Source organism: Pseudomonas sp. DY-1, assembly GCF_003626975.1.
GTDB lineage: Bacteria > Pseudomonadota > Gammaproteobacteria > Pseudomonadales > Pseudomonadaceae > Metapseudomonas.
In genome coordinates, this window is the sequence record NZ_CP032616.1 from 1044055 (window position 1) to 1064520 (window position 20466).

A 20466-nucleotide genomic window follows, 5' to 3' on the forward strand; every position below is an offset into this window, starting at 1 on the left:
GGGTCTCATCCTCCAGTCGAGGTAAGCGTCATGGACAACAACAAGAAACTCCTCGGTGCCGGGCTTTCCCGGCGTGATTTCCTGCGGGCCAGCGGCGTCGTGGCTGGCGGCTCGCTGCTCGCAGGCTTTTCTTCAGGACCGTTGCTGGCGGCGGAGAAGGTCATCCGCATCGGCTATGTCAGCCCGCAGACCGGGCCGCTTGCACCGTTTGCCGCGGCGGATGGTTACATCATCGAAAGCCTCGCTTCGGTGCTGAAGAGCAGCATCACGGTGGGCGGCCAGCGCTGCCGCCTGGAGGTGATCGTCAAGGACAGCCAGTCCAACCCCAACCGCGCCGCCGAAGTGGCCAACGAACTGATCCTCGAAGATGGTATCGACCTGATGCTGGTGTCTTCGACCCCGGAAACCACCAACCCGGTCTCGGACCAGTGTGAGATCAACGAAATTCCCTGCATCTCCACCGTCGCGCCCTGGCAGCCCTGGTTCTTCACCCGTGGCGGCAAGCCGGACGAAGGCTTCCAGTGGACCTACCACTTCTTCTGGGGCCTGGAAGACGTGATCGCCGCCTACACCGCCATGTGGGGTGGCATGGGCAGCAACAAGGTGATCGGCGGACTGTTCCCCAACGACGGCGATGGAAATGCCTGGGGCGACGGCAAGCTGGGCTTCCCGCCGGTGCTCGCGCAGAAGGGCTTCCAACTGGTGGACCCAGGCCGCTTCCAGAGCCTCACCGACGATTTCTCCGCACAGATTTCCGCGTTCAAGAAAGCCGAGGCCGAGATCGTCACGGGGGTGGTCATTCCGCCGGACCTCACCACCTTCTGGACCCAGGCACGCCAGCAGGGCTTCCAGCCCAAGGCCATGTCGGTGGGCAAGGCGCTGCTGTTCCCGTCGGCGGTCGAGGCACTGGGCAAGGCTGGGCACAACCTTTCCACGGAAATCTGGTGGAGCCCGAGCCATCCCTTCAGTTCGTCGCTCAATGGCCTCAGTGCCGGACAGCTGGCCGCGCGCTACACCCAGGCGACCGGCAAGCAGTGGACCCAGCCGCTGGGCTTCGTGCATGCGCTGTTCGAGTTGGCGGTGGACATCCTCCAACGCACCGAAGAGGTGGGTAACCCCGAAGCTACGCGCGACGCGCTGCTGAAGACCGAGCTGAACACCGTAGTCGGTCCCGTGAGTTGGAAAAACGGCCCGGTCAAGAACGTCGCCAAGACCCCGCTGGTATCCGGCCAATGGCGCCTGGGCGGGCCTTTCACCTACGACCTGGTAATCACCAGCAATCAGACCGCGCCGCAGATTCCTCTGGGTGGGGAGATGCAGGCAATCACCTACGGCGGTTGAGTTCGGGCGCGGGCCGGGTTCCCTCACCCCACCCCTCTTCCTTAGGGAGAGGGGGTTCGTCCGTGCTCACTTCGAACAGGTAACGACATATGCAACAACTCCTCGTAGTGGAGCAGGTGCACAAGAGCTACGGCTCGGTGAAAGTGACCGACGATCTCAGTCTGGCGCTGGCTCCGGGCGAAGCGCTGGGCATCATCGGGCCCAACGGCGCCGGCAAGAGCACGCTGTTCAACCTCATTGCAGGTGGTGTGGCCGCAGACAGCGGGCGCATCCACTTCCAGGGTGAAGACGTCACCCGCGAACCGGTGTTCAAGCGGTGCCAGCGGGGCATCGGCCGCTCCCACCAGATTCCCCATCCCTTCGTGAAGATGACGGTGTTCGAGAATCTGCTGGTGGGCGCCACCTTCGGTGCCGGCCAGACGGAGAAGGACAGCCATGCCTGGTGCGCGCACGTCCTTGAACTGACTGGCCTGATCAAGAAGGCCAATGCTCTGGCCGGCTCACTGACCCTGTTGGAGCGCAAACGCCTGGAAATGGCGCGCGCCCTGGCCACCCGGCCGCAACTCCTGCTGCTCGACGAGATCGCCGGCGGCCTCACCGAGCCGGAGTGCCTGGAACTGGTGGGCACCATCCAGGGCATCCACCGCTCCGGTACCGCGATCATCTGGATCGAGCACATCGTCCACGCACTACTGGCTGTGGTCGGCCGCCTGGCGGTGATCAACTTCGGTCGCAAGCTGGACGAAGGCGAGCCCCATGCGGTGATGGCCAACCCGAAGGTGCAGGAAATCTATATGGGTATCGGGAGCTGAAGTCATGCTGACGATCCGTAAACTGCGCGCCGGCTACGGCGACTTCCAGGCGTTGTTCGGCATCGACCTGGATCTGGCCGAAGGGGAAACCCTGGCCATCATCGGCTCCAATGGAGCCGGAAAATCCACCTTCCTGCGTTCGCTGGCCGGGCTGATCCGCAACGATCCCGGTTCCATTCGCTTCAAGGATGAGTACATCGGCAGCCTGCCTGCCAACCAGGTACTGGAGCGGGGCATCGCCCTGGTGCCGGAAGGCCGCAAGCTTTTCCCGTCGCTCAGCGTCGAGGAGAACCTGCTGATTGGCGGCTACAGCAAGCGCCAGGGTGCCTGGAACCTGGAGCGCATCTACAGCCTGTTCCCGGTGCTGGCCGACCTGCGCAAGCGCCCCGGTACCGCGCTCTCCGGTGGCCAGCAGCAGATGGTTGCCATCGGCCGCGCGCTGATGTCGAGCCCGAGCCTGCTGCTCTGCGACGAGATCAGTCTCGGTCTCGCGCCGACCACCATCAAGGACATCTATGCCGCACTGCCGTCGATCAAGGCCGACGGCACGGCGGTAATCCTGGTCGAGCAGGACATCAACCAGGCGCTGGCGGTCGCTGACCGTTTCTACTGCTTCCAGGAAGGTCGGGTGTCTCTCTCCGGCAAGCCGGGCGAGGCGAGCAAGGATCAGATCAAGGCGGCCTATTTCGGCCTGGCGGAGGCATGACGATGGAATGGCTCGATACCCTGGCGCAGGGCGTGCTGCTCGGCGGCCTATATGCACTGTTCGCGGTTGGCCTGTCGCTGATGTTCGGCATCATGCGTCTGGTCAACATCGCCCATGGCGATTTCATTGTGCTGGCGTCCTACCTGGCCCTGGTGGTGGTGGACACGCTGGGCATTTCACCCCTGGCCAGTCTGGTGCTGGTGGTGCCGGTGATGTTCGTGATCGGTTATGGCCTGCAGCGCCAAGTGCTCAATCGCACCCTCGGCAATGACATCCTGCCGCCGCTGCTGGTGACCTTCGGGATGTCGATCATCCTGCAAAACGTCCTGCTGGAATTCTTCAGCGCCGACAGCCGCAAGCTGTCCCAGGGCGATCTGGAAGTGGCCAGCGTCGCCGTCGGCGGGCTCAGCCTCGGCGTCATGCCGCTGATGGTGTTCGGCAGTGCTCTGCTGGTGATCGGCGGTTTGCAGCTGCTGTTCTACAAGACCAGCCTGGGGCGCGCCTTCCGCGCCACCTCGGATGACCAGCACACTGCCCAGCTGATGGGCATCGACAATCGCCACATCTTCGGCCTGGCCATGGCCCTGGCGATGGCGGTGGTGTCCATCGCCGGCGTGTTCCTCGCGGTGCGCACCAGCTTCGACCCCAGCGTTGGCCCAGCGCGCCTGCTCTACGGTTTCGAGGCCGTGATCATCGGGGGCCTCGGCAGCCTCTGGGGCACCCTGGCCGGCGGCGTGATCCTCGGCGTTGCCCAGGCGATCGGTGCGCGCATCGATCCGGGCTGGCAGATCCTTGCCGGCCACCTGGTGTTCCTGCTGATCCTGGTTTTCCGCCCCCGCGGCCTGTTCCCCCGGAGTGTCGACTGATGAATGCGATGAACAATGCCTACCTCGTCCAGCGCGCTACCCGCAGCAGTCAGGTGGGCCTGGCACTGCTGGGTGTGCTGGTGCTGGTTCTGGCGTCTCTGCCGTTCTGGGCCGATCGCGCGGTGCTGCGCCTGGTGGTGGAATTCTCCTACTACCTGGCCCTGGCACAGATGTGGAACCTGCTGGCGGGTTACGCCGGGATGGTTTCGGTGGGCCAACAGGCCTTCGTCGGCCTCGGCGGCTACCTGCTCTTCGTGCTGGCTTCGCAGCTGGGCGTGCCGCCGCTGGCAGCGGTGTTTCTCTCCGGGCTGGTGGTGGCGCTGCTGGCGGTGCCGACAGCTCTGGTGCTGTTCCGCCTGCGCGGCGCCTATTTCGCCATCGGTACCTGGGTGATGGCCGAGGTGTTCCGCTTAGGGCTGGCGCAGGTCGGTAGCCTTGGCGGCGGTTCCGGACAGAGCCTGCCTGCCTCCATTGTGCGGCAGATTGGCAGCAGCCGTGACGGCCGCGAGATGCTGATGTACTTCAGCGCCCTGGCCATTGCCATCGGTGCGGTGCTGGTGGTTTACCTGCTGTTGCGCTCGCGACAGGGACTGGCGTTGACCGCCATCCGCGACTCCGAACCGGCGTCCGGAAGTCTGGGTATCAACGTGTTCCGCACGAAGTTGATGGTCTACGTGTTGGCCGCCGGATGTACCGGTGTGGTGGGGGCATTGATCTTCCTGCAGAAACTGCGAATCTCGCCGGATGCCGCCTTCAGCGTGCAGGACTGGACCGCGGCGGTGATCTTCATCGTCATCATCGGCGGCATCGGGACCCTGGAAGGTCCCCTGATCGGCACCCTGATCTACTTCATCCTGCGTAGCTGTTTCGCCGAGTTCGGTGCGCTGTACATGATCATCCTCGGCGGCGTGGCTGTGCTGATGATGCTCAAGGCGCCCCAGGGTGTATGGGGAGTGGTGAGCGAGCGTTTCGGCTGGCAGCTGTTCCCGATGCAGCGCAAGTTGATCGGTGGTTGAGGCATGGGGAGTTGCCCTTCTTGTAGGGGCGAATTCATTCGCCAAGGGCGGCGCAGCTGCCCCGCTCGAATGCGAAGGGAAGACCTTTGGCCTTCTTGGCGATTGAAATCGCCCCTACAGTTAGAGCATCGCTATAACCGGGTACACCTATGGATCGCCTTCTCAGCATCGAAGCCTTCGTTCGCGTCGCGGAAACCGGCAACTTCGCCAAGGCTGCCCAGCAACTGGGCGTGACCCGCTCGGTCATCAGCCACCGCATCCAGCAGTTGGAGGAATACATCAGTGCGCCGCTGTTCCACCGCAGTACGCGCCATGTTCGCCTCTCGGAAGTAGGGGAGACCTACTACAAGGAATGCGCCGACATGGTGGCCAGCTTCAACAGCCTAACGGAGCAGATGCGCGATCTGCGGGCCAAGCCCACCGGCAAGTTGCGCATCCAGATGCTGCCGGGCTTCGCCCTCGGCCACTTCGGCGGCCTGCTGGCTGAGTTCACTGATCTGTACCCGGACATCGAGGTGGATGTAATCGTCAACGACCGCGTGGTGGACCCCATCGAGGAGGGCTTTGACGTGGCCTTCCAGATGTTCCCGCCGCTTGCCGAGTCGCTGATCGAGCGCAAGCTGTTCTCGGTGCGGAGGCTGTTCTGCGCTTCTCCGGATTACCTGGAGCGGCATGGCGCGCCCACCGTCCCGGCGGACCTCCAGGCGCACAAGGTGGCGTTGTACGAGGGCTACCCGTCGCGCAACAAGTGGGTGTTCAACGGTGATGAGCAGGTGGAGCTCAACCTCACGGGTCAGGTGCGCTCCAATTCGGTCCATCTGCTACGGGACTACGCCGTCACCGGCACCTGCGTAGTGTGCCTGCCTACCCTGGTGGCCAGCGATGACTTGCTGGCCGGGCGTCTGGTGCCAGTACTTACCGACTACTCCCTGACGTCCTTCAACTTCTCTGCTGTCTATCCGGCGACCCAGCGCCGAGCACTGAAGGTGCGCACCTTGATCGACTTCCTCGTGGAGCGCATCAGCGATGCACCAGCCTGGGACCGACCGCTGCTGGAGCGTGGCTGGGTGCAGCCCTGATCAAGTGCTGTGCCGTGATCTTCGCCAGCCCCAAAAAGACTGAAGGCGCCACAAGTGGCGCCTTCTGCCTTTGGAGGAATTGCATACATCGTGATTGCCTGCCTCTGAACTGCTCCGGGATCAGCTGATGCGATTGGCACCAGTACGGTCGGCACCACCTTCGGCTACGCGGAAGGCATTGGTACGGTCGGAACCCCCTTCAGCAACATCAAAGGCCTTGGTGCGGTCGGAGCCACCTTCGGCAACACGCAGGGATTGGGAACGCTCGGAGCCGTTTTCAGCGACGTCGAAGGCCTTGGTACGGTCGGAGCCACCTTCGGCAACGCGCAGGGATTGCGAACGCTCGGAGCCGCTTTCGGCAACACGGTGAACGTTGGTGCGATCAGCGCCACCCTCGGCAACCGAGAGGGCGAAAGCGGAAGCGGACAGGCTGGCGAAGAACAGGCTGGCAAGAATTTGCTTTTTCATTTTCGGGCACCTCGTGGAGGGTTGGAATTTGTCTACGGGGCCCATGTTACTGATGTGATTTCGATGAAGAAGTGATCCTGTGTAATGGTTACCATCGACGTTAATGATAGTTGTTGAGATATCACTAAAAACAATGGCTTAAGAGATTTTTCAGGGAGTAGTTGCGCAAAGTGGAAAGGCTTTTTCCTGAAATTGGTATAATCGATTAATTAGATGTATTTGAGCGGGAAAAGAATCGTTGAGTGGCAACGCGACGATGGAAGTGCCGATTTAGAGCGCTGGATGCTCTAGTGGCATGTGTTCAGCGGGAACTGGCGGCGGATCGAGGAATGGCATCGAAGGCAATGCCCCCATTGCGGGGGCGGCGCCGGGATCAGCGTTTGCCCATGGAGCGGCGCGAGCCGCGCGGTGCGGGACCGGGACGCTGGCCGCGGTCGTGGCCCTTGAGGGTGAGGTAATAGGGGACGTTCTGCTTCTTCGGCTTGGCCGGAGCGGTTTCGGCGGTCGGGGTTTCCACCGGTTGAGTGTCGACCTGGTCGATGTCTTGGCTGGTCATGGTGTTCTGCTGCTATCAGGCTTTGGCCCGTGGCTGGGCTGGAGGCGCGCATCATACACCAGCCGGCCTCCGGGTGCTCCCGAAGGCCTCTGGACGGCTCAGGACGGTTGCTGCATCCCCCAACCGGTCAGTTCTACGCGATGGTCCACATGGTTGATGGCCGAGAGAATGTGCTCCGGGTCGGTCAGCGCCGGCGCCATGGTCCACCGGCCGATGGGCTCATTACCGATCCGCACCATGCCGGTATGGGTCAGCTGGTTGCCATCCACGATTGGATCTACGTCATAGAAGCCCAGGGCGTAGCGCAACTCGAGGATGTCTTGAGGATCGCCGGTGAGGTACTCCCAGCCTGGACCGATGTGGAACTTGTCTACGTATTCCTGCAGGTGGTGCGGTTGGTCCAGCTCGGGTTGCAGGGTGATCGAGTACATGAAAATTTCCCGTCCTACCCGATCGCCCAGCATCTGTTGCACCTTGCGCAGGTTGGCGGTGGCGGTGGGGCAGTTACGGCCACAGCTGGCGTACATCATGTTCAGCACAACCACCTTTCCGCGCAGCAGGTCCCGGTAGAACTCCACCTTCCGACCCTGGTGGGTGAACAGCGTTGGGTTGGGAAAGCGCCCATCGCCCTGACGAGGTTGCGGCTGGCGATCCGCGGCGATACCCAGTGAGCCCAGGGCAGCCAGCCCCAGCACACCGGCGCCGAGGCCGCCGATCAGATTTCTGCGAGTGTTCATGGAAATTCCTCCCGCGGCCGTTATACGAGGTCGAAGCGCAGCATCATCGCGTGGTCTTCGTGGATCAGGTTGTGGCAATGCATCACGTACTTGCCGACGTAGTCACGGAAGCGGATGAACACGCGAATGGTCTCGTTCTTGTTGATCACGTAAACGTCCTTGCGCCCTAGTTCATGGGCCGGGATGGGTTGTGAAACGCCATTCCTGATGCGCGCGATGATGCGGCCTTCCTCCAGGTGGATGTGGATCGGGTGCGACCAGCCGTTGTCGATGTTGACCAGCTCCCAGATTTCCCCGCGCCCCCTGGGCACGTTGAAGCGTGGCGCGTTGACGTTGACGAACTGGCCATTGATCGCCCACATGTTGTTGGCGCGCTCGAAGACGAACCGGCGCACCGGAGCGGCGGCCACCTCGGCCGGATTCAGCGGCGGCAGTGGCCGCAGGTTGGCCGGTACCTGGCTGAGGTCCTGGGAGGTTGGCCAGCGGTCGACCACTATCTTCAGTACGCGTACCCCAGGCTCCTTGATGTCTTTCGGCCCACGGGTTTCTTCCTGGCGCATGCGGTTGACCAGATAGAGGGTAGTGCCCACCACGTACTTGGAAAAATCGACCACGATGTCGGCGCGCTCGGCCATGCCGAGAGTGACCGATTGCTGGTTGAACAGGGGCTTTGGCAGCAGGTTGCCGTCGTTGGCGATGTAGGTGAAGTTCTGCTTGACGTTGTTCGGGTTCACCAGCGAGAAGGCATAGAACAGGCTCGGGCCGGCATTCAGCAGGCGGAAACGATAACGTCGCGCGGCCACCTTGAGCACCGGCTCGATCATGCCGTTGACCAGCACCTTGTCGCCGAGCACGCCTTCGGGGTTGATCTCGTCGTAGTAGAGCTTGCCGGCGGCGTCGAAGCGGCGGTCGGCGAACTGCAGCGGGTAGTCATAGGCGCCGCTCGGCAGGCGCAGAGCCCCGGGCGTGGGGTCGGCTTCGTTGCCTGAATCCAGCGAGTCATAGAGTAGGTAGAAGCCCGAGAGTCCGCGGTAGAGATTGGGTGATGTGAAATCCAGGGTGTGGTCGTGATAGAAGAGCGTGCCCAAGGCCTCAGTGGGGTCGCCGACGTTGTCCTGGTGATCTTCGAAGCCGGCACAGCAGTTGGGGTAGAAGTGATCCTTGAATTTGCCTTTGGCGGTCAGGGTCGGGCCTGCCTTGGTTGCGCTGTAGTAGTCACCGGGGAATCCGTCACTCTCCGAACCGCAATGCAGATTGTGCAGGTGAGTGGAGATTTCCGGCGTACCGAAGCCAGTGTGATTGGCGGGCAGGTCGTTGTAGATGCGGCAGATCATCGGTGAACCGTAGCGCGAGGCTACGGTGGCGCTGAATTCCTTCGGCGGAGTATTGGCGGCGCGGTAATTCCAGACTTTCTGGATCGGATAGGCCGGGTTGAACTGCCAGTCGCGCTCGACCGCGCGAAGCTCATAGTAGTTAGCGTTGGGGCGGAACTTGTTCCAGAACTGATGTCGCGCCCGTCCGGCTTCGCCGCCGGCGGTGTTGGCCAGTTCGGTAGGACTCGGAGTCAAGTAGGGAACGGAGGCGGCGCGCACGATCTCGGTGGGCAACTCCATGACCCATGGAGTAGTCGGTGGGCTGGGCGGCAGTACCGGAGGGATGCTCGATGCTTCGCTGGCCGGGGCGCGCAGCAGCGCTGGCGCCGCTACCGCGGCGGCTGACAGCTTGAGGAAGTCGCGCCGGGTTTCGTCCACCAACCTGTCTTTTTTGTTTTTCGGTTGTCGCGGGTCTTTGCCTTTCATGGATGCACTCCACCTCCCCACCACGAATTCGCGCGAACGGCCTGCCATGGATGCAGTGCTCCAGGGCTCTTTTTCCCCATCCATTCCCACGAAGGTGCAGGCCGCAAAGGGTGAATCTGTTTGCACGGCCAATGCGCCAATAAGCCGACTAAAGACCTCTCATTTGCGGTGCGCAATCCGCGTTCCGGCAGTATTTTGTCGCTTTTGGTGGCCAGTGGCTTCTGGCTCTAGGTGTGGCGCAGATTGTTTCTAAATGTTTCTGGAAGACGGGCGGCGGGGATTGGAGGGCAGGCGGTAGAGCGGTTGGCGCGGGGTGAAGGCGACCGGAAAAGGAGCGATTCCGGTCGCGTGCGGCGGGTTATTTGTACTTATCGTGGAACAGTGCGATCTGCTTAACCGGCTTGGGCTCTTCCTTGGCCAGTACATAGACCACGCGCTGACCTTCAGGCCCGCCGCCGATGTCGACGTAGCTGAAGGTGGGTTCGCCGATGCGGTACATGTCCATCATGTCGCCGTAGCGGCTGAATACGTAAATGATGCCTTCCTCATCACGCATTTCGCCGTAGAAGGGCTGCGCTGGCGGCAGGCTGATGTCGAGGAAGCGCTTAGCGGAAAGGGTCTTTACGTCCTTGCCCTGATCGGCGGCTTTCAGTACCAGGATGATGTCGCGGCCGAACCCGTCCTGCTTGCCGGCGCTCTGCTTGATCGGAGCAGTGCCGCTCTTCACGAATTCGCGGTAGGTGGCGTAGTCGTCGAAGACGAACAGTTCCTTCTCGGTGCGGATCTGGTACCAGTCCTCGTTGTCCAGGGCTACCGGCTTGGCGGGGGCCGGGGCTTGTACGGCGCAGGCGCCAAGGGTGGCGGCCAGCAGCGCCGCAGCCAAGGGCTTGATCAGGTTCTTCTTGTGGTTCATCGGAGGTCCTCCCCAGGAAAGTTGAGCAGAGAATCTGCCTGCGCTGGATGACCGGTTGATGACGGCTTTGTGTCGCTGTGATGAAAAGGAGAAGGCTTTGTTTTTCAGCGGGTTGGATCGATTTCTTGAGAGCTGATCTGCGCTCGTAGTGTTGGCAAGAAAAAAGGGTGAAGGCCTGCGCCATCACCCTTCAAGGCCCCGCCGTGACGGGGCGTTGGGGACTCTGTATCAGCCGCGGTAGTAACGCTGCGGCACGAAGGGCGTCTTGGCCACTTTCATCGCCACGCGCTTGCCGCGCACCAGGGCCCAGACCTCGCTGTCCACGGCGGCATGGCTGGTGCTCACGTAGCCCATGGCGACCGGGGCGCCCAGGCTGGGGCCGAAGCCACCGCTGGAAACGCGGCCGATCACCGTGCCGTCGGCGTCGACGATCTCGGCGCCTTCGCGCACCGGCACACGTTCCTGCGGCAGCAGACCGACGCGCTTGCTCGGCACGCCATCGCGCTGCTGGGCGAAGACCCGACCGGCGCCAGGGAAATTGCCGGCGCGCAGGCCGTCGGCGCGGCGGGCCTTGGAGATGGCCCAGAGCAGGCTGGCTTCCACCGGGGTGGTGGCGGGGCTCATGTCATGGCCGTAGAGGCACAGGCCGGCTTCCAGGCGCAGCGAGTCGCGCGCGCCAAGGCCGATCGGCTGGACTTCCGGCTGGGCCAGCAGGGTGCGTGCCAGGGCTTCGGCCTGGGCCACGGGCACGGAAATCTCGTAGCCGTCCTCGCCGGTGTAGCCGGAGCGGCTGACGTAGCACTCGACGCCCTCCAGGCGCACGCTGCCGAACTGCATGAAGGTCATCTTCTGCACTTCCGGGGCGAGGCGGCCGAGTACCGCGGCGGCCGCCGGACCTTGCAGGGCGAGCAGGGCGCGGGAGTCGAACAGCGATTCGATTTCGCACTGCTCGGCGAGGTGTTGCTTGAGGTGCGCCAGGTCCTGTTCCTTGCAGGCGGCGTTGACCACCAGGAACAGGGTGTCGTCCGCCAGGCGGGAGACCATCAGGTCGTCGAGGACGCCGCCGTTCTCGTCGGTGAACATCGCGTAGCGCTGGGTGCCCACCGGCAGGTCGAGGATGTCCACCGGCACCAGGCTCTCCAGGGCGCGGGCGGCGTTGTCGCCACGCAGGATGACCTGGCCCATGTGCGAGACGTCGAACAGGCCGGCCTGCTCGCGGGTGTGCAGGTGTTCCTTGAGCACGCCGAGGGGGTATTGCACCGGCATGTCGTAGCCGGCGAAGGGCACCATGCGGGCGCCGAGTTCGAGGTGCAGGGCGTGCAGCGGGGTCTTGGCGAGGTCGGTCATGTAAGGCTCCAAAGCAAAAGTCGGTGCGGGTTGGGGCAGCCCTCTCCCCCGGCCCCTCTCCCTGAAGGGCGAGGGGAGACAAGCGCCCTCTCCCGCGTGCGGGAGAGGGCTGGGGAGAAGGTGCTCTTCAGCATTCGATGATGTTCACGGCGAGGCCGCCGCGGGCGGTTTCCTTGTACTTGCTCTTCATGTCGGCACCGGTCTGGCGCATGGTGCGGATCACCTTGTCGAGCGAAATGAAGTGCTGGCCGTCACCGCGCAAGGCCATGCGCGCGGCGTTGATGGCCTTCACCGAACCCATGGCGTTGCGTTCGATGCAGGGCACCTGGACCAGGCCGCCGACCGGGTCGCAGGTCAGCCCGAGGTTGTGCTCCATGCCGATCTCGGCGGCGTTCTCCACCTGCTGCGGGGTGCCGCCGAGGACTTCGCAGAGGGCGCCGGCGGCCATCGAGCAGGCCACGCCGACCTCGCCCTGGCAGCCGACTTCGGCACCGGAGATGGAGGCGTTCTCCTTGTAGAGGATGCCGATGGCGGCGGCGGTGAGCAGGAAGCGCTCGACGCCGTCGTCGTTGGCGCCGGGCACGAAGCGGCTGTAGTAGTGCAGCACCGCCGGGACGATGCCGGCCGCGCCGTTGGTGGGCGCGGTGACCACGCGGCCGCCGGTGGCGTTTTCCTCGTTCACCGCGAGGGCATAGAGGTTGACCCAGTCGAGCACCGAGAGGCTGTCCTTGAGGCTGGCCTCCGGGTGTTCGCTGAGCTGGCGGTAGAGCGCGGCGGCGCGGCGCTTGACCTTGAGTCCGCCGGGCATGATGCCTTCCTTGCGGCAGCCGGTGGTGACGCAGTCCTGCATCACCTGCCAGATCTTCATCAGCCCGGCGCTGGTTTCCTCGGGGGTGCGCCAGGCCTTCTCGTTCTCGCGCATCAGGCCACTGACGGCGAGCCCACTGGCGCTGCACTGGGCGAGCATGTCGCGCCCGGTCTTGAACGGGTAGGGCAGCGGCGTGCGGTCCTCGACGATGCGATCCAGGCCGGCGGCTTCCTCATCGACGACGAAGCCGCCGCCCACCGAGTAGTACTCGCGGGCGCGGATCTGGATGCCGGCGGCATCGAAGGCGCGGAAGATCATGCCGTTGGGGTGGTAGGGGAGCGGCTTGCGGATCAGCGCCAGGTGTTCCTTTTCCACGAAGTGGATGGGTTTCTCGCCCCCCAGACGCAGTTCGCCGCGCTGGCGAATGGCCGCGAGGCGCTCGTCCACTCGTTCGGTATCGACGGTGTCCGGCTGTTCGCCTTCCAGGCCGAGCAGCACGGCCTTGTCGCTGCCGTGGCCCTTGCCGGTGGCGCCGAGGGAGCCGTACAGCTCGACTTTCAGGCTGTGGGTGTCGACCAGCAGGTTCTCACGGCGCAGGCCATCGACGAATCGCGCGGCGGCGCGCATCGGGCCTACGGTGTGGGAGCTGGAGGGGCCAATGCCAATCTTGAACATGTCGAAGACGCTGAGGGACATGTGGCACTCCTGAGCGATTGCTCGGCTTTTCTTATTAGTCAGCGTAGACAGCCCGGCGGATCGGACCCGAGGGCCCGACCGCCGTGCTCCTTGTCTTGTGTCCGGTCGCTGTAGGAGCGAGCTTGCTCGCGAATGGCTCCGGCAGAGCGCTTCGCCAGCAAGCTGGCTCCTGCAGAGGAGCGCGGTCAGGCGTCCTGGTAGGCCTCGATGGACGGGCAGGCGCAGACCAGGTTGCGGTCGCCGTAGACGTTGTCCACGCGGCCCACCGGCGGCCAGTACTTGCCGTCCACCAGGCTGGCGCTGGGGTACACGGCGAGTTCGCGGCTGTAGCGGTGGGTCCACTCGCCGACCAGTTCCTGGGCGGTGTGCGGGGCGTTCTTCAGCGGGTTGTCGTCCTTGTCCAGTTCGCCGTTCTCCACCGCGCGGATTTCCTCGCGGATGCGGATCATGGCCTCGCAGAAGCGGTCCAGCTCTTCCTTCGACTCGCTTTCGGTGGGCTCGATCATCAGGGTGCCCGGCACCGGGAAGGACATGGTCGGGGCGTGGAAGCCGTAGTCGATCAGGCGCTTGGCGACGTCGTCGACGCTGATGCCGCTGGTTTCCTTGAGCGGACGCAGGTCGAGGATGCACTCGTGGGCCACCAGGCCGTTGCTGCCGGTGTAGAGCACCGGGTAGTGCTCTTCCAGGCGACGGGCGATGTAGTTGGCGTTGAGGATCGCCATCTGGGTGGCGCGGCGCAGGCCTTCGCCGCCCATCATGCGGATGTACATCCAGGTGATCGGCAGGATGCTGGCGCTGCCGAACGGCGCCGCGCTGACCGCGCCTTCCTTGCGGGCCATGTGCGCGTGGCCAGGCAGGAAGGGCGCCAGGTGGGCTTTCACGCCGATCGGGCCGACACCTGGGCCGCCGCCGCCATGGGGGATGCAGAAGGTCTTGTGCAGGTTCAGGTGCGAGACGTCGCCGCCGAACTGGCCCGGGGCGCAGAGGCCGACCATGGCGTTCATGTTGGCGCCGTCGATGTACACCTGGCCGCCGTTGGCGTGGATGATCGCGCAGATTTCGCGGATGCCTTCCTCGAACACGCCGTGGGTGGACGGGTAGGTGATCATCAGCGCGGCGAGGCGCTCCTGGTGCTCCTCGGCCTTGGCCTTGAGGTCGGCGATATCGACGTTGCCGCGGGCGTCGCAGGCGGTCACCACCACGCGCATGCCGACCATGCTGGCGGTGGCCGGGTTGGTGCCGTGGGCCGACTGCGGGATCAGGCAGATGTCGCGCTGGTCGTCGCCACGGCTGAGGTGGTAGGCGCGGATCGCCAGCAGGCCGGCGTACTCGCCCTGGGAGCCGGCGTTGGGCTGCAGGGACACGGCGTCATAGCCGGTGGCCTGGCAGAGCATGGCTTCCAGCTCGCGGGTCAGTTCCAGGTAGCCCTGGGACTGTTCGGCCGGGGCGAAGGGGTGCAGGGCGCCGAACTCGGCCCAGGTCACCGGGATCATTTCGCTGGCGGCGTTCAGCTTCATGGTGCAGGAGCCCAGCGGGATCATGCTGCGGTCCAGCGCCAGGTCCTTGTCGGCGAGCTTGCGCAGGTAGCGCATCAGCTCGGTTTCCGAGTGGTAGCGGTTGAATACCGGGTGGCTGAGGATCGCGCTCTGGCGCAGCAGGGCGGCCGGCAGGCGGCTGGCGACCGTGGCGGCCAGTTCGGCGAAGACCGGCAGGGCCTGGCCGTCGGCGAAGAGTGCCCAGAGCTGCTCGACGTCGGCCTGGGTGGTGGTCTCGTCAAGGGACAGGCCGAGGCGCGCGGCATCCACTTCACGCAGGTTGAGGTGCTGGGCGCGGGCCTGGGCGTGCCGGTCGGCGGTCTTGGCGCCGGTGGCCAGGGTCAGGGTGTCGAAGAAGGCTTCCTGCTCGACGACAAGCCCCAGCTGGGTCAGGCCGGCGGCGAGGATGGCGGTCAGCTGGTGCACGCGCCGGGCGATGCGGGTCAGGCCCTGCGGACCGTGGTAGACGGCGTACATGCTGGCGATGTTGGCCAGCAGCACCTGCGCGGTGCAGATGTTGCTGGTGGCCTTCTCGCGGCGGATGTGTTGCTCGCGGGTCTGCATGGCCAGGCGCAGGGCCGGCTTGCCGTGGCGGTCGATGGAGACGCCGACCAGGCGGCCCGGCATGTCGCGCTTGAAGTTGTCGCGGGTGGCGAAGTAGGCCGCGTGCGGGCCGCCGAAGCCCAGCGGCACGCCGAAGCGCTGGGCGCTGCCGAGGGCGACGTCGGCACCGAACTCGCCGGGCGGGGTGAGCAGGGTCAGGGCCAGCAGGTCGGCGGCGACGGCGACCAGGGCGCCGGCGGCGTGGAAGCGCGCCACCAGCTCGCGGTAGTCGAAGAGGTCGCCGTTGGCGGCGGGGTACTGCAGCAGGGCGCCGAAGTAGGCGCTGGCGTCGCTGAGCTCACGCTCGTCGCCGATCACCACTTCGATGCCCAGCGGCTCGGCGCGGGTGCGCAGCACGTCGAGGGTCTGCGGGTGGCAGTGCTGGGAGGCGAAGAAGGCGTTGCTGGCCTTGTTCTTCGCCAGGCGCTTGCAGAAGGTCATGGCTTCGGCGGCGGCGGTGCCTTCGTCGAGCAAGGAGGCGTTGGCCACCGGCAGGCCGGCGAGGTCGCTGACCAGGGTCTGGAAGTTCAGCAGGGCTTCCAGGCGGCCCTGGGAGATTTCCGGCTGGTAGGGGGTGTAGGCGGTGTACCAGGCGGGGTTTTCCAGCAGGTTGCGGAGGATCGGGCTGGGGGTGTGGCAAGGGTAGTAGCCCTGGCCGATGTAGCTCTTGAACAGCTGGTTCTTCGCGGCGATGGCCTTGATCGCGGCGAGCGCTTCGGCCTCGCCCTGGCCGGCCGGCAGGTCGAGCACGCTGGTGCCCTTGATGCTGTCGGGGATGACGCTTGCGGTCAGCCCTTCGATGTCTTCATAACCGAGCAGAGCCAGCATGGCCTTGGTATCGGCGTCGCGCGGGCCGATGTGGCGGGCGATGAATTCGTTGGTGGTGCCGAGGGCAGGGGTTTCGATGGTCATGGTCGCTCCTCAGCCGTTGGCTTTCAGCAGGTTTTCGTAGCCGGCCTGGTCGAGGAGGCCGTCGAGGATGCTGGCGTCGGCCAGCTGCATGCGGAAGAACCAGCCTTTACCGAGGGGTTCTTCGTTGACCAGTTCCGGGCTGTCGGCCAATTGCTGGTTCACTTCGATCACTTCACCGTCGAGAGGCATGACGATGTTGCTGGCGGCTTTCACCGATTCCAGTACGGCGACTTCTTCGCCTTGGGTGTAAGCCTGCAGTTCCGGGAGTTGAACGAAGACCACGTCGCCCAGCGCGTCTTGCGCGTACTCGGTAATGCCGACGGTAACGCTGCCGTCTTCTTCAAGGCGCAGCCATTCGTGGTCGGCGGTGAAACGCAAATCGCTCATTCTTGGTCCTCAACTCGTATGACGCGCCTGTTTCTGATGCCAGGCGCTTAGCCCCGCACGCGGTCATGGCCGCGCGCTGTTGCCCGGCCTTTAGCAAGGGCAGTGCCAGAAGGTGTAAAGCCTTTAAAATCAATGCTTTGAATGGTTTATATGAGGATTTACGCGAATCTGGCTGTAGCGAAATCGCTACGGTGAAGAAAGGGATTTTCATGAGGGCTGAGCCGAAGCCAGAGATGACGGGGGTTGTGATGTCTTGTTGCGGAATCGTTACGCTGTAGCGATATCGCTACAGGTGTGTTTTGGTGTCTATCTAACAGCTTATAAATCAATAAGATAGGTAGTTTTTATGATGCTTTGGATTAATTTTTTATTCTCTGTAGCAGCGAATTCATTCGCGAATGCCCTTGCAGCGCGCTCTGAGAGTTGCCGGTCAGGCTAATCGGCCTGCGTCGCGAATGAATTCGTCTCTGCATCTTCGCATGAAAAATTTATCTATTAATCAATAAGATAGATTGTCTATCTAGAAAATTGATTAAGATTTTCCGGGAATGCCGTACTTGCGCAGCCGGTGGGCAATGGCGGTGTGGGAGGTTTGTAGCCGGGCAGCCAGTTGGCGCGTAGAGGGGTAAGTGACGAAGAGCTTTTCCAGCAGCGCCCGTTCGAAGTTCTCCACGGCTTCTTCCAGGCTGTTCACCTCGCCATCGCTCGCCCGCGCCACGGCGGTGCCGGCAATATCCAGGTCGCCGATTTCCACCAGGCTGCTTTCGCAGATGGCTGCGGCTCGGAAGATCACGTTCTGCAGCTGGCGCACGTTGCCCGGCCAGCGGTTGCCGAGTAGTGCCTGGAACGTACCCGGTGCCAGGCGGCAAGCCGGGCGTTGGATCTGGGTGCAGGCCTGCTGCATGAAGAAGCGCGCCAGCAGCAGGATGTCCTGCCCGCGTTCCCGCAGCGGAGGCACTTCCAGGTTGAGCACATTGAGGCGGTAGAAGAGGTCTTCGCGGAATGTGCCTTCGCTGACCATCTTTTCCAGGTTCCGGTGAGTGGCGCTGAGAATGCGCACGTCCACCTTGATCTCGCGATCGCCGCCCACCCGGCGGAAGGTGCCGTCGCTGAGGAAGCGCAGCAGCTTGGCCTGCAGGTAAGGCGACATTTCGCCGATCTCGTCGAGGAACACCGTGCCCTGGTGGGCCAGCTCCAGCAGACCGGGCTTGCCGCCGCGCTGGGCGCCGGTGAAGGCGCCTGGGGCATAGCCGAACAGCTCGCTTTCCGCCAGGTTTTCCGGTAGCGCCGCGCAATTCAGTGCCAGGAAGGGTTGGTTTCGACGGGTGCTCGCGGCATGGCAGGCGCGGGCCACCAGTTCCTTGCCGGTACCGGTTTCACCATGGATCAGCAGCGGCGCGTCGAGCGATGCCACGCGCTGGGCGCGAGTCTTGAGGGTGGCCATGGGTGCCGAGTCGCCCAGCAGCGCATCGAAGCCTTCCGCGGCATGGTCGTGGTGCAGCGCCGAGAGGCGCTCGCCGATGCGATTGGGCTGGTAGAGCGTCAGTAGGGCGCCAGTCAGGTGGTCACCCTCGGTAATGGGGACTGCGTCCAGCAGCAGTGCCTGGCCCTTGAGCGTGATTTCCCGCAGGGGGAGCCGGAAGCTGTGCTCCAGCAGTGCACTGTGCAGGCTGTCGTCACCAAACAGCTGCGCCAGTGGCCGGCCCTCCGGTTCGTCACCATAAAGGGCGATCAGTGCCGGGTTGGCCAGTAGGATGCGGCCCGCGCCATCCACGGCAAGTACCGGGTCGGTCATCGCCGCCAGCAGTGCATCGAGCTGCAGGCGCCGGCGCTGACCGGGAAGGATGTCCACCACCGTCACTTCCTGCACACCTTGCACCGCATGCAGGGCCTCGCGCAGCTCGTCGAGCACTTCGGGGCTGAGGGTGGGGGCGTCGATGTAGACGTTGGGCGGAACCATCTCGACCGCATCCAGGTTGAGATTACGGCCGCCGAGCAGGGCCAGGACCTCCTGGGTGATGCCGACGCGGTCGATGAAGGTGACGTGAATTCGCATGGAAACGCTGGGCTGGCGATTTGAAGGGGCGAATTATGCCCGGTCTGTCGTCCTTAGGTAACAGGCCGTCGTGGTTGTAGTAGTCCGGTATTACCCGTCGCGTAGGTGGTTCTGGTCGAATGGCGCCTCGCATTCGAGGAGTAGCGCGATGACCTTCAACACCGAAGTCCAGCCCGGCGTTTGCCTGGAGCCGGACACCGTGACCCAGGACTACGCCTTCAACCACAGCATGCTCAGGGTGAAGGACCCTCAGCGCTCCCTGGACTTCTACACCCGTGTGCTGGGTATGCGCCTGTTGCGTCGACTGGACTTCGAGCAGGGGCGCTTCTCTCTTTATTTTCTGGCCATGACTCGGGGTGACGACGTGCCGGAAGACGTTGCGGATCGCCAGGCCTATGCCTTCAGCCGTTCAGGGGTTCTGGAGCTGACGCACAACTGGGGCACCGAGAGCGATGACAGCGCGTACCACAACGGCAATAGCGAGCCGCGCGGCTTTGGCCACATCTGCTTCGCCGTGCCCGACATCAAGGCCGCCTGTGCGCGCTTCGAGGCGCTGGGCGTGAGCTTCGTCAAGCCGCTGGACAGGGGCATGGCAAACATCGCCTTCATCGGCGACCCGGATGGTTACTGGATCGAGATCGTCCAGCCTGGGTTGGTCTGAGAGCGGCACAGGGGGCAACTACCCACGAAGAGGGCCCCGTTGCCCATGAAAAAGCCCCGCATTTGCGGGGCTTTTCATTTTTGGCTGTTTCATCAGCAGGTCAGGGCTCTCTGTGCCCGGTCGATCACGTTCTTCAAGTGATCGGCGTCGCCATAATGCTCCGGGTACAAACGTTCGCTGTGACGGGCAACACCAAACTCGTTGACGATGGTGAAGCTGAAATTGCCATTGCGAGCGGCAGTGATATGGCAAGTGAACGGCGCAAATGCGTGGGTCAGGGTGCTGATTGCAGCTTGTGCTTGATGATGGATAGTCATCGTGTTGCTTCCTTCGTTTTGCGGCCATGGGCCGCCAGACAATGGCTCCGAATCCGCCGAGCAACAGACTCTGGTCGGATGATCCTTATCGGAGCAAGGGTGCCGGCATGAAGTTCCCCGATCGGGATCAAGCTCTGGCAGCTGGTACTTGGGATGCCAGGTGCTGCGCCGGGCAAGGGTCTGGCTCGGCTGGCAGTCCTGGTCAATCTACCGTGCGTTCATGACAGCTTTGCTGCATCGCTTCAGGGCGGGAGCTGCTGTCTTACAGGCGGCGGGGGTGGCCATGTCCCTTTGGCAAGGCTCGTTCGGAATCGAATGAGCGAGGGATCGGAGGGCCGGATTGACTTACAACTTGGTACTAACGGCGGCGACCGTAATGGATCTCTTCGCAAAAATCAAGCCATTTTAGTGGCTCTGCGGCAATTGGCTGATGTTGATTTCGGTGACGAGGGACGTCCGTGCCGGTGGCGTGCGGGCGAGCAGGGGGCAGAAACGGTCCAGCGACTGGATCAGGTCCCACTGCAGTTCCAGGTCATGGCCAAGGCCGGTTACCTGGTCGAGCAGGCCCACGGAGGCTGCTTGCAGGTTGTTGTCGGTGGAGCCGGCCATGCTGGCGGTGACTTTGGCCAGCAGTGTGGTGATTGCCGTCATGTTACGTGTGGTGAGGGCCAGGATATTGGCCAGCAAGGCAATTTCGCTTTGCGGTATTTGTTGTTCGGGAATCTGGTCCATGAATGCTCCGCTAGGGCCATCAGTCCATATGGCGATGCGCCATTATCGATCTGAGATAGTTGTCACAACGATGGAGTCACGTTGACAACTGATGCTGGGAAATCTCTGAACAGCTTGTA

General features: G+C 63.5%; 19 protein-coding genes. 7 read left to right on the top strand and 12 right to left on the bottom strand.

All coding sequences use genetic code 11. The features are described from left to right. The first annotated feature begins 30 nt into the window (after window positions 1-30). The 6 genes from D6Z43_RS05205 (at window position 31) to D6Z43_RS05230 (ending at window position 5820) form a co-directional block, all read left to right on the top strand. Complete coding sequence (locus D6Z43_RS05205; protein WP_120650929.1) at window positions 31-1341, top strand: ABC transporter substrate-binding protein; 1311 nt, start codon at window positions 31-33, stop codon at window positions 1339-1341. Window positions 1342-1430: 89 nt separating this feature from the next. Then, window positions 1431-2153, top strand: a complete 723-nt coding sequence (locus tag D6Z43_RS05210; protein WP_120650930.1) for an ABC transporter ATP-binding protein — start codon at window positions 1431-1433, stop codon at window positions 2151-2153. 4 nt (window positions 2154-2157) lie between these two features. After that, entirely contained in the window at window positions 2158-2859 is a 702-nt protein-coding gene (locus tag D6Z43_RS05215) for an ABC transporter ATP-binding protein (protein ID WP_120650931.1), read from the top strand. Between the two features lie 2 nt (window positions 2860-2861). Next, window positions 2862-3725: a branched-chain amino acid ABC transporter permease gene (locus D6Z43_RS05220; protein WP_120650932.1), complete on the top strand. Its 864-nt coding sequence runs from the start codon at window positions 2862-2864 to the stop codon at window positions 3723-3725. Next, window positions 3725-4741 (top strand): branched-chain amino acid ABC transporter permease, encoded by a 1017-nt coding sequence (locus tag D6Z43_RS05225; RefSeq protein ID WP_120650933.1) that lies wholly within the window; start codon window positions 3725-3727, stop codon window positions 4739-4741. Before D6Z43_RS05220 ends, D6Z43_RS05225 begins: the two co-directional genes overlap by 1 nt. A 149-nt stretch (window positions 4742-4890) precedes the next feature. Then, on the top strand, window positions 4891-5820 hold the full coding sequence (locus D6Z43_RS05230; protein WP_120650934.1) for a LysR family transcriptional regulator: 930 nt from the start codon (window positions 4891-4893) through the stop codon (window positions 5818-5820). 120 nt (window positions 5821-5940) lie between these two features. On the opposite strand, the gene D6Z43_RS05235 is transcribed toward D6Z43_RS05230, so the two are convergent. The 10 genes from D6Z43_RS05235 to D6Z43_RS05280 form a co-directional block, all read right to left on the bottom strand. Continuing rightward, window positions 5941-6288, bottom strand: coding sequence for a phage infection protein (locus D6Z43_RS05235; protein WP_120650935.1), 348 nt, complete (start codon window positions 6286-6288; stop codon window positions 5941-5943). A gap of 373 nt (window positions 6289-6661) precedes the next feature. Further along, window positions 6662-6844, bottom strand: coding sequence for a hypothetical protein (locus tag D6Z43_RS05240; protein ID WP_120650936.1), 183 nt, complete (start codon window positions 6842-6844; stop codon window positions 6662-6664). A gap of 98 nt (window positions 6845-6942) precedes the next feature. Further along, window positions 6943-7581 carry an SCO family protein gene (locus D6Z43_RS05245; protein ID WP_120650937.1) on the bottom strand — a complete coding sequence of 213 codons (639 nt, stop codon included), beginning with the start codon at window positions 7579-7581 and terminating at the stop codon, window positions 6943-6945. Window positions 7582-7601: 20 nt separating this feature from the next. Next, window positions 7602-9380, bottom strand: a complete 1779-nt coding sequence (locus tag D6Z43_RS05250) for a multicopper oxidase family protein (RefSeq protein WP_120650938.1) — start codon at window positions 9378-9380, stop codon at window positions 7602-7604. A 358-nt stretch (window positions 9381-9738) separates the two neighbouring features. Continuing rightward, window positions 9739-10293 (bottom strand): hypothetical protein, encoded by a 555-nt coding sequence (locus D6Z43_RS05255; RefSeq protein ID WP_120650939.1) that lies wholly within the window; start codon window positions 10291-10293, stop codon window positions 9739-9741. Window positions 10294-10521: 228 nt separating this feature from the next. Further along, the gene (gene gcvT / locus D6Z43_RS05260; RefSeq protein WP_120650940.1) at window positions 10522-11640 is read right to left on the bottom strand and encodes a glycine cleavage system aminomethyltransferase GcvT; all 1119 of its coding nucleotides are present in this window, start codon (window positions 11638-11640) and stop codon (window positions 10522-10524) included. A gap of 127 nt (window positions 11641-11767) precedes the next feature. After that, complete coding sequence (locus D6Z43_RS05265; RefSeq protein WP_120650941.1) at window positions 11768-13144, bottom strand: L-serine ammonia-lyase; 1377 nt, start codon at window positions 13142-13144, stop codon at window positions 11768-11770. A gap of 185 nt (window positions 13145-13329) precedes the next feature. Beyond that, on the bottom strand, window positions 13330-16194 hold the full coding sequence (gcvP, locus tag D6Z43_RS05270) for an aminomethyl-transferring glycine dehydrogenase (RefSeq protein ID WP_120650942.1): 2865 nt from the start codon (window positions 16192-16194) through the stop codon (window positions 13330-13332). A gap of 9 nt (window positions 16195-16203) precedes the next feature. Continuing rightward, complete coding sequence (gene gcvH, locus D6Z43_RS05275; protein WP_120650943.1) at window positions 16204-16581, bottom strand: glycine cleavage system protein GcvH; 378 nt, start codon at window positions 16579-16581, stop codon at window positions 16204-16206. A 532-nt stretch (window positions 16582-17113) separates the two neighbouring features. Then, complete coding sequence (locus D6Z43_RS05280) at window positions 17114-18637, bottom strand: sigma-54-dependent transcriptional regulator (RefSeq protein ID WP_120650944.1); 1524 nt, start codon at window positions 18635-18637, stop codon at window positions 17114-17116. Window positions 18638-18785: 148 nt separating this feature from the next. Between D6Z43_RS05280 and gloA the strand changes: the two genes are divergently transcribed. Then, window positions 18786-19298: a lactoylglutathione lyase gene (gene gloA, locus D6Z43_RS05285; RefSeq protein WP_120650945.1), complete on the top strand. Its 513-nt coding sequence runs from the start codon at window positions 18786-18788 to the stop codon at window positions 19296-19298. Between the two features lie 92 nt (window positions 19299-19390). On the opposite strand, the gene D6Z43_RS05290 is transcribed toward gloA, so the two are convergent. Continuing rightward, window positions 19391-19615: a hypothetical protein gene (locus tag D6Z43_RS05290; protein ID WP_120650946.1), complete on the bottom strand. Its 225-nt coding sequence runs from the start codon at window positions 19613-19615 to the stop codon at window positions 19391-19393. A 405-nt stretch (window positions 19616-20020) separates the two neighbouring features. Further along, the gene (locus tag D6Z43_RS05295) at window positions 20021-20347 is read right to left on the bottom strand and encodes a hypothetical protein (RefSeq protein WP_120650947.1); all 327 of its coding nucleotides are present in this window, start codon (window positions 20345-20347) and stop codon (window positions 20021-20023) included. Between the last annotated feature and the right edge of the window lie 119 nt (window positions 20348-20466).